A 13,199-nucleotide genomic window follows, 5' to 3' on the forward strand; every position below is an offset into this window, starting at 1 on the left:
AACTATTGGAAGCAGTTAATCCCAGCTGTTTTAGATTTTGGTCTCAAAAACAGGGTAAACCTTATCCTGTAGTGCGATCAATTCTCGATAGTTACAATTCAGGTTTTATAGACAGCAAGCAGGAGGAAAACATTATTGTTCCTGAAATCTATCTTTTAAAAAGCAAATATTTTTCTTACCAATGGTTTTTAGAGACGTTGCATTGCAACGTCTCTACACAAAAAACAATGGTTGGCAACAGAAGTTTAGGTAAGAATTTAAAAACCTTACCTCTTGTCATCCTCACATCCTGATGAGAATGAGAACGAAAAATTTTTCGGTGTTAATTGTGCCTTACTTCCTATGCCAAGAGACTTTGGGTAGAATTTGTTTTTTATCAACTCGTTGCTGATATTTGACGGCAAAATTCAGCAGTGAATCAAGTAAGGAATCTGACAAGTAGTGAGGTTGTAATCCCAGGTCGAGAAGTTTAGTATTTTTGGCGTTGAAGTAATGTTCTTCTTTCTCGACTCTGGGGTTATCTATGTTGTTGATTTCAACGTTCAACCCTAATGCGTTACCTGCTTTTTTCACCATCAATGCCAAGTCACCAACACTGAATAGTTCGGTAAATTGGTTGAAGACGCGGAATTCTCCTGGTTCAGCCGGATTGGCGATCGCTAATTCCATACAGCGGACTGTATCCCGAATATCCAAGAATCCACGAGTTTGGCCACCTTTACCATACACAGTTAAAGGATGTCCAATTGCTGCTTGAATACAGAATCGGTTTAATGCTGTACCAAAAATGCCATCGTAATCTAGGCGATTAATCAACATTTCGTCCATTCCCGTTTCTTCGGTTAGGACTCCGTAAACCACGCCTTGATTTAAGTCTGTGGCACGCAATCCCCAAACCCGACAAGCAAAGTGGATGTTGTGACTATCATGCACTTTGCTGAGGTGGTACATTGAACCAGGCTGCTTAGGATAAGGCAAGGTATCTTTGCGCCCATTGTGTTCAATGGTGATGTACCCTTCTTCAATATCGATGTTAGGTGTGCCATATTCACCCATTGTTCCCAACTTCACTAAGTGGCAGTCTGGGAAGTCTTCGCGCATGGCGTACAGCAAGTTCAGTGTCCCAACTACATTATTGACCTGTGTAAGAACTGCGTGTTCGCGGTCAATCATCGAGAATGGTGCAGAACGCTGTTCACCAAAATGCACGATCGCATTTGGTTCAAATTGATGTAAAGCTTTTTGCAGAAATTCGTAATTAGTAATATCGCCTACGAATAGGTCGATAGATTTGCCGGTCAAATCTTGCCAGCGCTGGATACGTTGCTGAATCGGTGCGATCGGCGTTAGAGTTGCGATACCAAGTTCGTTATCCCAATGCCGACGCACCAAATTATCTAAAATTCCAACATCGTAACCTCGATTGGAGAGGTAAAGTGCGGTTGCCCAACCGCAATACCCATCGCCACCAATAACCAGGACTTTCATTTTCACCAGTTTTTACTCGCTGATAGCTAAATCTATCAGGTTTCTGTACCCCCTCAACCATCAAAAGTAGTGATTAGTCATTAGTTATTCGTCAATGGTCAAAAGGCCAAGTCTAAATAATGAAATTTCCTACTTCACACTTCACACTTTTATCCGATACTGCTGGGCAATGTAATAAAACAAAGGGTAATAGTTAGAAAAATCTTGGCTTAAGCTCTGTGCTTGCCAATAATATGAAATATTTCCTTGAGTTATGGTCAGTTTCATAGAACCAATTTGCTGACCAACTTCTACCAGAAGTACACCAGATACGCCTTGGGTAGTCTGAAAGTTAGACTGGATTGCATTTTGTACAGTATTTGGTAAGCGATTACTTGCCCAGGCTCTAATTTGCACTGTTGGGCTACGTGGTGAAACTAAGGCTATGCCGTCATCATTTTCTGGTACTGCTAAAACGTTCCAATTACTGGGATAGGGAAATTCAAAGCCGTAACGAGAATTTTTATAAGTTTGCCATTGTGTATCGGCAATGTTGAAAGGCTTGCTGCATCCCCAGAAAAGCAAGGATAGAGCGATCGCACCAGCAATATTTTGATACTTAGTATATTTTTTTGTTATTGAATTACAAGTTTTCACTGCGTTAGCAGACATAATTACACTTTTTATTCAATATGATTTATTTTAGCAAAATCTTGCAAATATAGTATTTATCAAGAATATTTCAACATTTTTCCTTGTTTATTTTAATTGTTGTCACTAGAATTACATGTTTTATAAATTACTTACTTTATCCAAAAGCACTAAAACAAATATAAATAAATGTAACAAAATAGCCGTCAAAACGTTTTGACGGCTTGACAAGGAATGAACGAACCGATAACTTGATATACATACCCGGGTAAGACCGCCAAAGAGTTATATGCAAACTAAGCAAAAGGTTACTTTTTATATATCGCCAGAGCTGCACAAAAGGTTGAAGATTCGTTCAGCAATTGATTCTGAGCCAATGTCAGACCTTGCCGAACGCGCCCTCTGCTTTTACTTGGCAAATTCAGAATTAGTAGAAGAGTTAGAAGCTTCTACCTATGGAAGAACTCATAGAGTACATTCCTGCCCAACTTGTGAAAGTTCACTAGTATTGCGTGATGGCGAATTAGTTGCTTTAGGTAGTCAACCAGGAGTGATTGGCCAAGACCATCTTTCTATTGATGAAATGGAGCAAGTAGAAACCCATCCCAAGGGTGAGGAAGAGCTAGTCCCTTGCTAGATAAGAATTATGGATGAAGTAATTCATAATTCAACTACAAACAAAGTCTGTTCTTTACTGTATTAGGTCTCAAGTAGGTCGATTGTATGAAAGAAGAGCTCAACATTCTAATTCAAGCTCAATACCCTCTAATCTACCTTGTGACCTCCGAGGAAGAGCGGGCTGAGCAATCAATTTCCACCATCGCTCAAGTGTTAAAGCCCCAGCGCCGAGTTTACGTATGGACAGTAACTCATGGCATCGTGGAATATGGTCAACCCCGAAATGTGAGCCAACATAACACTGTTTCTCCAGAAGCGGCAATTGATTGGATAATCCGCCAAAGAGAACCAGGTATATTTATTCTTAAAGATTTACATCCATTTATTGATGCGCCTGCAACCACAAGATCGTTGCGAGATGCGATCGCTAGTTTTAAAGGGCAGCAAAAAAATATTATTTTAATGTCGCCAATGCACCAAGTCCCCATAGAATTGGAGAAGGAAGTTGTTGTATTAGACTTCCAACTGCCAGATATGGCGGAGTTGAATAAAGTTTTAACTTCTCATTTAGATCATCATCGTGGGCGACGTTTGACAACAGAAGCCCGTGAAAAACTTCTCAGAGCCGCTTTAGGTTTAACCAAAGATGAAGCTGAGAAAGTATATCGCAAAGCCCAAGTTACCACAGGGCGGTTGACAGAAGAAGAAGTTGATATAGTTTTATCTGAGAAAAAGCAACTAATTCGGCGTAATGGTATATTAGAATACATCGAAGAAGATGAAACCATTGATGCTGTAGGTGGCTTAGAAGAGTTGAAGAAATGGCTAAAGCAACGCTCTAATGCCTTTACCGAGAGAGCAAGAGAGTATGGTCTACCCCAACCAAAAGGGATGCTAATTTTAGGAGTTCCTGGTTGTGGTAAATCATTAATAGCCAAAACGACATCTCGGCTTTGGGGTTTACCGTTGTTGCGCTTGGATATGGGGCGCGTCTACGACGGCTCAATGGTGGGACGAAGCGAAGCCAATCTGCGTAACGCCCTCAAAACAGCAGAATCTATCTCTCCAGCGATTCTGTTTATTGACGAGTTAGATAAATCCTTTGCAGGTAGTGCTGGGTCTGGTGATTCCGACGGCGGCACATCAAGCAGGATTTTTGGGTCTTTCCTCACATGGATGCAAGAAAAGAAATCTCCAGTGTTTGTCATGGCAACAGCCAACCGAGTCGAACGCTTACCTGGGGAATTCTTGAGGAAAGGTAGGTTTGATGAGATTTTCTTTGTTGATCTGCCTACACCTGAAGAACGGAGTGATATTTTCAATATTCACTTAAGCAAACGCCGTCGTGAAGACATCACTCGCTTTGATTTAGAGCAATTAGCCAAGATGTCCGATGGCTTTTCTGGGGCAGAAATTGAACAGGCGATAGTAGCGGCAATGTACGAAGCATTTGCCCAAGACCGCGAGTTCACCCAATTAGATATTATTGCTGCACTGAAGGCAACATTGCCCCTGTCTCGCACGATGCAAGAACAGGTAACAGCCCTAAGAGACTGGGCTAGACAGCGGGCAAGACCAGCCGCAGCCTCCGTTGCTGAATACCAGCGAATGGAGTTTTAAAAGCTTTCCCTTGCTAACCCAGGGGGAAAGGCTAGTCCCAAAAACTAGCAGTTAAGAGAAAAAGCCGCCTCACGATAAGCGCGGCTTGCCGAAGATAAACCGTTGTTTTTTTCTCAATCTTCTCATTGGAGGAAACCCAAATGTCTCACTTTAGCACTCTTCGCACCAAAATCACCGATGCAGAAATCCTCAAAGCTTCTTTACGCGACTTGGGTATTACCGTAAAGACAGAAGCAGATGTACGCGGTTATAACGGTCAGCGTGTTCGTTCCGACATCGTTGCTGTTTTGGAAGGCGAATATGATCTCGGCTGGTCTCGCAATAGCGATGGTTCCTTCGACCTCATCGCTGACCTGTGGGGCGTTGCTAAAAAGCACAACCAAACCGAGTTAATCAACTCCATTAATCAAAAATATGCAGTTAATAAGACTTTGGCTGAAGTAAAACAGCGCGGTCTGCAAAACGCTAACGTTAAGTTGGTATTGCAATAATATTTCTCTGCGCGTTCCCAAAGCTGCACGGGTTAACCACATCATAGCGGTTAGCCCGCTTTTTTGTTTGTTTTTTTGGGGCTGGGTTAATTCCTAGTCCCGATTTTTTATGTCTGTCAAGATTTAGGTGAGAAGGTTAGCTTTTAAGTGTTTTTACCAAATTTGACTCAAATTTAACATAACTCTAAGCAATCACGATTGTTCACTAAAAGTAATTTTAATAGCTATGGAGATGAGAGCGATCGCACTTTTGTACTCTCAACTGGTATCCTGGCAAAAATAGTAATTACAGTAATTTCATCCGCCAGCTAATCAGCTAAATTAAGCTTTTGTTTTAAGATAGCTTCAACTTCAGTCTCAGGATTGACTAAATCAAAAGGGTAAGGATGATAATTAGCTGGATTACGACGGCTCATTAAAACTTCCATCGCTGCTTGAAAAGCTTCCTGATCATTACGATTTTCAGAAATAAATTGCTTAAGCTCAGTATTTGTCATTTGAGATAGATTTGACTTCATAGAACAAACTCCCAACTCCCATCTTCATCAATCACAATTACAATTTCGTCGTTTACTCCAGCCTGTATATACATAATTTTAAATCTCTGCATATCACGAAAAATTAAAATTATTAACCCTATCCATTCATTCTAGCGAAGAGAGCAATTAACCTATCTCTGCGATTTTCAAACCAACCATCCTCACCTGCCCATAAGCTACTAGGTAAATGCCCTCTGGAAGCCGTCGCAAAGTTGTAATCAAAACTGACATTACTACGCCATAAATAATTACCATTTGCATCACGTACTCGCCAGCCAGTTATATTACCAAATAAATTTCTATCTTGTGAAAATTGTTGATAAATCTCTTTTTGGACACTAAAACCAAATCGTCCATCGCTACTTTCTCGCCAAAGTCTATCGATAGTATTCAAATCAACGATAGGAAAAACGGTTAGAGTATTTGGACTAATCTCTGTAGAATTAGTAATTTTTTGAATAACCATTCTTATGAGATTAGCTGTTTCCTGATCTGCTTCGTGCCATTGCTTTTCCTTCAAATATTTCTTAAGATTGGCATAATTTACACCCACTGAGGATTCCATGAGTGATTTGAATCGTTCATCCTCTCGTAAGTAATTAAAATCAGAATCTTCATTAGTAAGATTTTGAGATGCATCTGGATTCAGCCTAACAGCTTCTTGCAGGTTTTCTAGTGCTAGAAGAGTATCATTTACACGGGCGCAGCAGGACGCTTTTGCATACCAACCTAAAAAGTTTTCTGAATCTATAGCAATTAATTTGTCACAAACCGCTAAAACTTCTCTATATTGCTGGAGATTGTATAGGCAAATACTTTTACCCCACCAAGCATTATAGTTTTCTTGATCAAGTTTGATACTATTATCATAAGCAGTGAGCGCCTCTTCATATCTGCCTAAACCTTGTAAAGCATCCCCACTATTATTAAAGGCTATAAAAAGCGTATTATCAATTTCGATTGCTTGTTTTAGTGCTACTAGTGCTTCCTCGTATTTTCCTAACTTGTTCAAAATATAACCTTTATTATTCCAGGCAAGAGCTAATCCTGGATTCAGATTAATAGCTTTATCATAAAGAGAAATCGCTTCTTGAAATTCCTCTTCTAAATTTAAGTGATTATTCCCTTCATTATAGAAGTCGATAGCTTGACTAATTGCTTGATAAGTTAGGATTTTGGCATGGGCTATACTAGCAATGAAATCTTCAAATTTAGTGTAGATGATTTGTAAAAGTGTCTCCCACTCTTGGAAAAGATTTGCTCTGGCTTTTTGATATTTCTCAATAATACTTTGAATTGCTTTTTGTTGCTTGTTACCGCCAAGCCATCCACCGATTGCGCCGCCAATTGCAGAGCCAATACCAGGAGCAATCATTGTTCCAATCGTTATTCCTACAATTGCCTCAGTTGACATCGTAGTTTTACCCAACAGGTTCGCAGTAAATTCTTTAACTGCTCCTGTAAAAAATGACTTTAATGCATCACGCTCTTGAGGAAAATCTGTTTGCAGTACTTCTTGAGTAACCTTTTCTAATTCGCGAATTGCTAATCTGACTCTAGTAAAGTTAAAGGTAACTATATCAGAGATAATATTCTGCATTTTGGTTAGTTCTATTTGAATCCTGAATCGTTCAGTAATGCTAACTGCCTCCTTAACAAATTGGTCTATGTCTAGCTTTAAATCTGCTTCTAAAGCATGTACAAAATTTTCAACAATTTCATGAATACTTTTATTATCCTCTGATGCAACCTTATAGTTAAGATGCTGATAGTAAGTTATTTGTATTGTTGTGTATAGTTCGTTGGAAAGTCTTATACAATCAATCTCCTCGACCAGTAATAATGGCACTGTTTGCGTATTATCTTCAGGTGGGGGAGAAAGTTTAGAAGTTGCCGGAATTTTCTCAAATAAAGGCTGTTCGTTTAAAGTCAGACGTACCTCTTCATACCAATCGGGAAACTCTTCCTCAGATTGCTTGCCATACAAACTCAAGTTTTTTACAGACGGAATATCTAACTTGAGAACCTCAGTTTGCATTAACGAAACCATATACTGTTGAACTGGTACTGTTGAAGATTCCAGCATGATTTTTAAACAATCATCCTTTAAGCTGACTTTAGCAATAACACCACTTGGTTTTAAACTCTGATTAATTAATGTTGTAATTGCTTTTATGTTTCCCTGCTTTGCCAGGATATCAAGATTTTGTGTTGGTTCTAGACCAATCTTAAAATCTTCCAGCCAATCTGGAACATCTTCACCTACTCGCCATCCATAGACTTTCACTGTATGCCAAGCATCAACACTGAAAGCGGAAAATACTTTCTGAATAAACTCAACCAAGGGCTTCTGAGGTGGTGTTTTAGCTGCTTCTAACATTATATGTAAGCAATTGTTTTTGACAGATGCCTTTGCTGTGATACCTTTAGGTTGAAGCTTATGGTTGAGCAGCGTTGTAATTGCTGTCGCATTTCCTTGTTTTGCTTGATCTAGCAAGTTGACTTGAGAACTCACTACAGGACACTCCATTACAGCAGAAGAGTAAAGGGTTTTTTGATTGATATTGATATAGTTCCCCAATTTACTGGCTTACTAACAAATTCTTGACCTGTCTTATCTTGCAAGCATGGCAGGGCAATATTGGCACTACATTTGCTATCAAAATTTCTCTATAAGTTCGACTCAAGTATTATGCTGACAAAATAGCAATAAGCTGCATCGAGGATTAATCAATTAATCAACTTTAAACCTAAAAAGAGAGCTGCAATAGTTCCTGATACAGAAATTTCGCCTTGAGTAATTTTTTCAAACACTGACTCTACAGGAATTAAAATAACTTCAATTTCTTCTGTGATATCTAAATTTTGCTCGCTAAATTTAATGACATTCTCTGCTAAAAATAAATGGATGCGATTTGTATCTTTGCTTGGCTTATCATAAAATACAGCAACTTTTCTCACCTGTTGAGCTAGATAGCCAGTTTCTTCTTGTAATTCTCGAATAGCTGCTGTTTCTGCACTTTCTTGTGTGGGGTCAAAATGTCCCGCAGGTAATTCTATAAAAAAATCCTCTACTGCGTGTCTGTATTGACGGACGAAAATAATTTCTCTATTACTTGTAATCGGTAAAATAATCGCAATTTCTGGTTTAATGCTGACAAAATAGTCATCTATAACTTTACCATTCGGTAATTCAATTTTATCTTGTCTTACCTTACACCAGGAATGATTTAATACCATTTTTGATTGCAAAATTTTCCACTTTTTGAGATTGCTCATAGAGGCTAATTGATAAATGTAAAAAAGTATAACAGATACCAGAAATAAGCTAAAATCTCTTACACTGTTTTTTGCCCTAGCCATAATAGAGCATAGTTATGCAAGTAGATGTAAATGTATTTACTGTTAATAAACGATTTCCCTTAACTATTAGTCGGGGTACAACTGCACAAACTACAAATGTATGGGTAAAAATTACTGAAGATGGCATTGAGGGCTGGGGTGAAGCATCACCGTTTGGTGTGGGTAACCATGCTCAAAAAACAGAGCAAATCAAAGATGCTTTAAAGCAAGTTATACCATTTTTAACTTCATTTCACCCTTTACAGAGACAGCAAGTTGAGCAACTTTTAATTCAACAGCAGGTTCCTTCAGCGGTGCGGGCTGCTTTGGATATGGCTATGCACGATTGGCTAGGTAAGCGTGTTAATTTACCACTTTGGCAGATTTGGGGATGCGATCGCCACAATATAGTTCCAACTTCGGTAACCATCGGTATCAATTCACCTGAAGGTGCTAGGGCTAGGGCGCGAGACTGGTTACAGTACATGGATGTTCGACTGTTTAAGGTAAAGCTAGGTAGCCCAGATGGCATTGATGCAGATCGACAAATGCTATTAGCAGTACAACAAGAAGCACCACAGCTAGAATTTTTTGTAGATGCAAACGGCGGCTGGAGTTTGCCAGATGCAATTGAAATGTGCAATTGGTTGGCTGATTTAGGTGTAAAGTATGTAGAACAACCATTAGCACGCGGTCAAGAAGCGAATTTAGCACAACTCAAAGAGAAGTCACCTCTACCAATTTTTGTTGATGAAAGTTGCTTTACCAGCGTTGATATTCCCCATTTGGCAAACTACGTAGATGGGATTAATATCAAACTGATGAAGTCAGGGGGCTTAACCGAGGCATTACGGATGGTACACACAGCGCGGGCTTACGGGTTGCAAGTGATGTTTGGCTGTTATTCTGACAGTTCACTAGCCAACACAGCCGCTGCACAGTTAGCACCATTCGCTGATTATTTAGATTTAGACAGTCACCTAAACTTAGTTGATGACCCATTTATGGGTGCATTGGTGTCAGAGGGGAAAGTTTTACCAAACGATTTACCAGGCTTGGGGGTACAATACAGTGCGTTTGCCGCTTAATCAACGAATCGCTATTTTACTGCATGAAGGAACTACAGGAACTCAGGGCAAAACAGGGTTGGCAATTTTACGCTATAGTGAAGCCCCAATCGTAGCCGTAATTGACAAGGTAACTGCTGGCAAATCTTTACCAGAATTAACAGGTATCAAGCGTGATGTGCCAATTGTGGCATCGGTAGCAGCAGCTTTGGAGTATAAACCAGAAGTTTTAGTAATTGGGATTGCCCCAAAAGGTGGTGCTGTTCCAGATGATTATTGGAGAGAAATCAAAGATGCGCTAAAAGCCGGAATGTCTTTGGTAAATGGTTTACACACACCATTAGCTACTGTGGCAGAGTTAAATGCACTGCTAAAACCAGGACAGTTAATCTGGGATGTCCGTAAAGAACCACCAAATATAGATATAGCTAGTGGAATGGCGCGGACTCTTCCCTGTCGCCGAGTTTTGACGGTGGGAACAGATATGGCGATTGGGAAAATGTCAACTAGTTTAGAACTACATTGGGCGGGAAAACTGCGGGGTTGGCGTTCTAAGTTTATCGCTACAGGTCAAACTGGTTTGATGTTAGAAGGGGACGGTATAGCTTTAGATGCTGTCAGGGTAGATTTTGCGGCTGGTGCTGTCGAACAAATAGTTATGCGTTATGGCAAAAACTATGACATTCTACACATTGAAGGACAAGGTTCGTTGCTGCATCCTGGTTCGACAGCCACTTTACCCTTGATTCGTGGTTCCCAACCAACCCAAATGGTACTGGTACATCGGGCTGGACAAACCCATAACCGCAATAACCCCCATGTCCCGATTCCACCATTGACAAAAGTAATTCAAATGTATGAATCTGTCGCCAGTGCTGGAGGTGCTTTTGGGAAAGTACCTGTTGTTGGTATTGCTTTGAATACTGCACATTTAGATGAATTTGCAGCCCATGAAGCGATCGCCCAAACTACAGCAGAAACAGGTTTACCTTGTACTGATGCAGTCCGTTTTGGCGCTGGTTTGTTATTGGATGCAGTGATGAAGTCTGAAGTGTAAAGTATGGAGTGTGAAGTATAAAATTTCATACTTCATACTTCAGAATTTGATTGGCAGCGATCGCAAATTCCTTGAACAGTCACTTCATAGCGTTCTGCTTTCAATCCCATCCGCAGTTTACTCAAATCAATACACCGAAAGGTATTCCAATCAATGTCTTCTATTGCACCACAACAATTGCAGCGGAAATGATGATGGGGTACAACCTTGGCATCATAACGAGATACACCTTCTTCTAACAGCACTTCTCGCACTAAGCCCACCTCGCGTAATGCTTGTAGCGCCGCATAAACTGTAGCTTGGGATGAAGTCGGTGCATCCTGATTCAAGTTTGTCAGAATTTGATCAACTGTGGGATGGTCTTCTCGTGCCAGTAGGTTTGCATACACTGCGAAGCGCTGGGGAGTTACTCGCAATCCTTTACTCTTGAGTATTTTGACAATCTCATCAGCTTTTTGCTGCATAGCATTTACTTGAATCACACTAACTGGCCTAGATCCTTATTATAAGGTTTCTTCTCTCAGCACTAATATGTCTTCAGAAAGATAATTTTAATAGAGTATTTATTACTAATAGATAGATCTTACATCATAATTATTCTGATTTCAAAGACTAGTGATAAAACAAGGGCGATCGCTCTAGGCGGATAGGGCTGATTACACATAGCATTAAATCAGCCCCTTGCATAAATTCACTCCAGCATGAAACGAACCAGGAAGTCTCTGCTGCTGACCTTGGGTTGGATATTGTTGTCAGTTAGTACATCTGTGTTAATTATTCTGACGCAACCGATAGCACCCGTTCCAGCCCAAGAACCTGCTACTACGACCGTAGAAACAACAGATACACCAAATTCCGTAACTCCACAGCCAAACCAGACAGAAACACCAGAAGCCGCCGAACCCAAAAAACCAGATGCAGCGGTAGAACCTGCACTCACTCCCGAAGAAATTGCCCGTCAACAAAAGTTTATCGAAGCAGACAAGCTATACCTCGCCGGAAATATTGCCGAAGCGGAAAAACTTTACCGCGAGGTAAAAGCACCATTCGCCAACACAGATATACAAAGCCAAGAACGCAAACCAGCCATTCTTGACCCTACGCAACTATCGCCAGCCGGCAAAGTTTACTGGCGAGAAGCCGAAGCAGGGATAGCTGCTAAGTTGCAAACCAGAACAGAAGTACCTCTAAAATTACTAGTCGAGCAGTATCCTGAATTTATTCCCGGTCATATTCGCTATGCCGAAATTCTCAAACAATACGATCGCCCAAAAGAAGCTTTAGATATCTTAGAACGGGCATCATCACTATATCCAGATCAGCCAGATTTAATTAAAGCCAGAGTTACCGCACTGGCTGGCGAAAAGAAATGGATGGAAGCATCTTTAGCAGCACGTCAGTATGCCATCCTTTATCCGAATGATCCGCAAGCAGCCGAATTTACTCAACTCGCAGAACAAAATCTCAAACGCTACAAATCCCACATTCGTGCCGAAATTAGAGGTAACACCTTAGCTAATATCATCACAGGTGCATTAGGTTACGCCGTCACTGGTAGTTTGTTGGGGCCGTTTTCTGCATTGGACTCTACCATCTTGCTGTTACAGGGAGAAGGTGCAGTGGGTGATTCGGTAGCGAAACAAGCAAAAAAACAGCTACCTTTAGTTAAAGACGAAGAAGTGCTGGACTATGTGAACGAAATTGGGCAGAAACTAGTAAAAGTTTCAGGACGCACCGAATTTAAATATGAATTTTTTGTAATTCCCGAAGAAGAACTCAATGCCTTTGCCTTGCCAGGAGGTAAAGTTTTTATTAATGCAGGTGCGATCGCTAAAAGTAACTCCGAAGCTGAACTTGCTGGATTAATCGGCCATGAATTATCACACGTAGTTTTATCTCACGGCTTTCAACTCATCACCCAAGGTAATCTCATTTCTAACGTTACCCAATATCTGCCTTTAGGTGGTACAGTCGGTCAACTTTTCGCCCTCAGCTACAGCCGTGATATGGAACGTCAAGCCGATACCCTTGGTACAAGGTTGATTGTGGCTAGTGGCTACGCTGCGGATGGTTTGCGTAACTTAATGGTGACGCTACAAAAACAACAAAAAAATGCTCCTCCTACTTGGTTATCATCCCACCCAGGCGGTAAGGAACGAGTGAATTATTTAGAAAACTTGATTACTCGTGGTCACTATAACCGCTACAGCTATGAAGGTGTCGAACGTCACACCACTATTCAAGCAAAAGTGAAACAACTGCTAAAAGAGAAAAAAGAACGAGAAGAAAAAAAGCGTCGTTCTTGATGAATCAAAAACCAAATTTCTGCGTCACTTGAATTATCAAT

Annotated in this window: 13 protein-coding genes; 7 read left to right on the top strand and 6 right to left on the bottom strand. The window is 40.5% G+C overall.

Going from position 1 to position 13,199, the window contains the following annotated elements; genetic code table 11:
- Positions 1 to 5 precede the first annotated feature (5 nt).
- Complete coding sequence (locus tag ACMX3D_RS19635; RefSeq protein WP_482747527.1) at positions 6 to 293, top strand: hypothetical protein; 288 nt, start codon at positions 6 to 8, stop codon at positions 291 to 293.
- Positions 294 to 333: 40 nt separating this feature from the next.
- Here the strand turns inward: ACMX3D_RS19635 and ACMX3D_RS19640 are convergent, their stop codons facing one another.
- Positions 334 to 1,488, bottom strand: a complete 1,155-nt coding sequence (locus ACMX3D_RS19640) for an NAD-dependent epimerase/dehydratase family protein (protein ID WP_482747528.1) — start codon at positions 1,486 to 1,488, stop codon at positions 334 to 336.
- A gap of 141 nt (positions 1,489 to 1,629) precedes the next feature.
- A complete protein-coding gene (locus ACMX3D_RS19645) occupies positions 1,630 to 2,139 on the bottom strand; it encodes a hypothetical protein (RefSeq protein ID WP_482747529.1) in 510 nt (169 codons plus the stop codon).
- A 268-nt stretch (positions 2,140 to 2,407) separates the two neighbouring features.
- Between ACMX3D_RS19645 and ACMX3D_RS19650 the strand changes: the two genes are divergently transcribed.
- From ACMX3D_RS19650 to ACMX3D_RS19660, 3 genes are all read left to right on the top strand, one after another.
- Positions 2,408 to 2,755: a slr0373 family blue light stress response protein gene (locus ACMX3D_RS19650; RefSeq protein WP_482747530.1), complete on the top strand. Its 348-nt coding sequence runs from the start codon at positions 2,408 to 2,410 to the stop codon at positions 2,753 to 2,755.
- Between the two features lie 86 nt (positions 2,756 to 2,841).
- Positions 2,842 to 4,356 (top strand): stress-responsive protein Ycf46, encoded by a 1,515-nt coding sequence (ycf46, locus tag ACMX3D_RS19655; RefSeq protein WP_482747531.1) that lies wholly within the window; start codon positions 2,842 to 2,844, stop codon positions 4,354 to 4,356.
- Positions 4,357 to 4,496: 140 nt separating this feature from the next.
- Positions 4,497 to 4,847 carry a DUF1257 domain-containing protein gene (locus ACMX3D_RS19660; protein ID WP_015113818.1) on the top strand — a complete coding sequence of 117 codons (351 nt, stop codon included), beginning with the start codon at positions 4,497 to 4,499 and terminating at the stop codon, positions 4,845 to 4,847.
- A gap of 308 nt (positions 4,848 to 5,155) precedes the next feature.
- Here ACMX3D_RS19660 and ACMX3D_RS19665 read toward each other — a convergent pair whose 3' ends face one another.
- From ACMX3D_RS19665 to ACMX3D_RS19675, 3 genes are all read right to left on the bottom strand, one after another.
- Positions 5,156 to 5,365 carry a DUF6887 family protein gene (locus ACMX3D_RS19665; protein ID WP_482747532.1) on the bottom strand — a complete coding sequence of 70 codons (210 nt, stop codon included), beginning with the start codon at positions 5,363 to 5,365 and terminating at the stop codon, positions 5,156 to 5,158.
- A 118-nt stretch (positions 5,366 to 5,483) separates the two neighbouring features.
- Positions 5,484 to 7,901, bottom strand: coding sequence for a GUN4 domain-containing protein (locus ACMX3D_RS19670; RefSeq protein WP_482747533.1), 2,418 nt, complete (start codon positions 7,899 to 7,901; stop codon positions 5,484 to 5,486).
- A gap of 215 nt (positions 7,902 to 8,116) precedes the next feature.
- Positions 8,117 to 8,665 (bottom strand): NUDIX hydrolase, encoded by a 549-nt coding sequence (locus tag ACMX3D_RS19675; RefSeq protein ID WP_482747534.1) that lies wholly within the window; start codon positions 8,663 to 8,665, stop codon positions 8,117 to 8,119.
- 98 nt (positions 8,666 to 8,763) lie between these two features.
- Here ACMX3D_RS19675 and ACMX3D_RS19680 point away from each other — a divergent pair, with 98 nt between their 5' ends.
- Positions 8,764 to 9,816 carry a dipeptide epimerase gene (locus ACMX3D_RS19680; protein WP_482747535.1) on the top strand — a complete coding sequence of 351 codons (1,053 nt, stop codon included), beginning with the start codon at positions 8,764 to 8,766 and terminating at the stop codon, positions 9,814 to 9,816.
- Positions 9,800 to 10,852, top strand: a complete 1,053-nt coding sequence (locus tag ACMX3D_RS19685) for an N-acetyltransferase DgcN family protein (RefSeq protein ID WP_482747536.1) — start codon at positions 9,800 to 9,802, stop codon at positions 10,850 to 10,852. The genes ACMX3D_RS19680 and ACMX3D_RS19685 overlap by 17 nt, the downstream gene beginning before the upstream one ends.
- 32 nt (positions 10,853 to 10,884) lie before the next feature.
- Here ACMX3D_RS19685 and ACMX3D_RS19690 read toward each other — a convergent pair whose 3' ends face one another.
- Entirely contained in the window at positions 10,885 to 11,316 is a 432-nt protein-coding gene (locus ACMX3D_RS19690) for a Fur family transcriptional regulator (protein WP_482752382.1), read from the bottom strand.
- Positions 11,317 to 11,553: 237 nt separating this feature from the next.
- Between ACMX3D_RS19690 and ACMX3D_RS19695 the strand changes: the two genes are divergently transcribed.
- On the top strand, positions 11,554 to 13,158 hold the full coding sequence (locus ACMX3D_RS19695) for a M48 family metallopeptidase (protein WP_482747537.1): 1,605 nt from the start codon (positions 11,554 to 11,556) through the stop codon (positions 13,156 to 13,158).
- Positions 13,159 to 13,199: the final 41 nt, after the last annotated feature.

The sequence above is a fragment of the Anabaena sp. TISTR 8404 genome, from assembly GCF_056847745.1.

Bases quoted from the DNA above. Each gene is read 5' to 3' on its own strand.
- ACMX3D_RS19640 (WP_482747528.1), bottom strand. From the start codon at position 1,488: ATGAAAGTCCTGGTTATTGGTGGCGATGGGTATTGCGGTTGGGCAACC.
- ACMX3D_RS19645 (WP_482747529.1), bottom strand. From the start codon at position 2,139: ATGTCTGCTAACGCAGTGAAAACTTGTAATTCAATAACAAAAAAATAT.
- ACMX3D_RS19650 (WP_482747530.1), top strand. From the start codon at position 2,408: ATGCAAACTAAGCAAAAGGTTACTTTTTATATATCGCCAGAGCTGCAC.
- ycf46 (WP_482747531.1), top strand. From the start codon at position 2,842: ATGAAAGAAGAGCTCAACATTCTAATTCAAGCTCAATACCCTCTAATC.
- ACMX3D_RS19660 (WP_015113818.1), top strand. From the start codon at position 4,497: ATGTCTCACTTTAGCACTCTTCGCACCAAAATCACCGATGCAGAAATC.
- ACMX3D_RS19665 (WP_482747532.1), bottom strand. From the start codon at position 5,365: ATGAAGTCAAATCTATCTCAAATGACAAATACTGAGCTTAAGCAATTT.
- ACMX3D_RS19675 (WP_482747534.1), bottom strand. From the start codon at position 8,665: ATGAGCAATCTCAAAAAGTGGAAAATTTTGCAATCAAAAATGGTATTA.
- ACMX3D_RS19680 (WP_482747535.1), top strand. From the start codon at position 8,764: ATGCAAGTAGATGTAAATGTATTTACTGTTAATAAACGATTTCCCTTA.
- ACMX3D_RS19690 (WP_482752382.1), bottom strand. From the start codon at position 11,316: ATGCAGCAAAAAGCTGATGAGATTGTCAAAATACTCAAGAGTAAAGGA.
- ACMX3D_RS19695 (WP_482747537.1), top strand. From the start codon at position 11,554: ATGAAACGAACCAGGAAGTCTCTGCTGCTGACCTTGGGTTGGATATTG.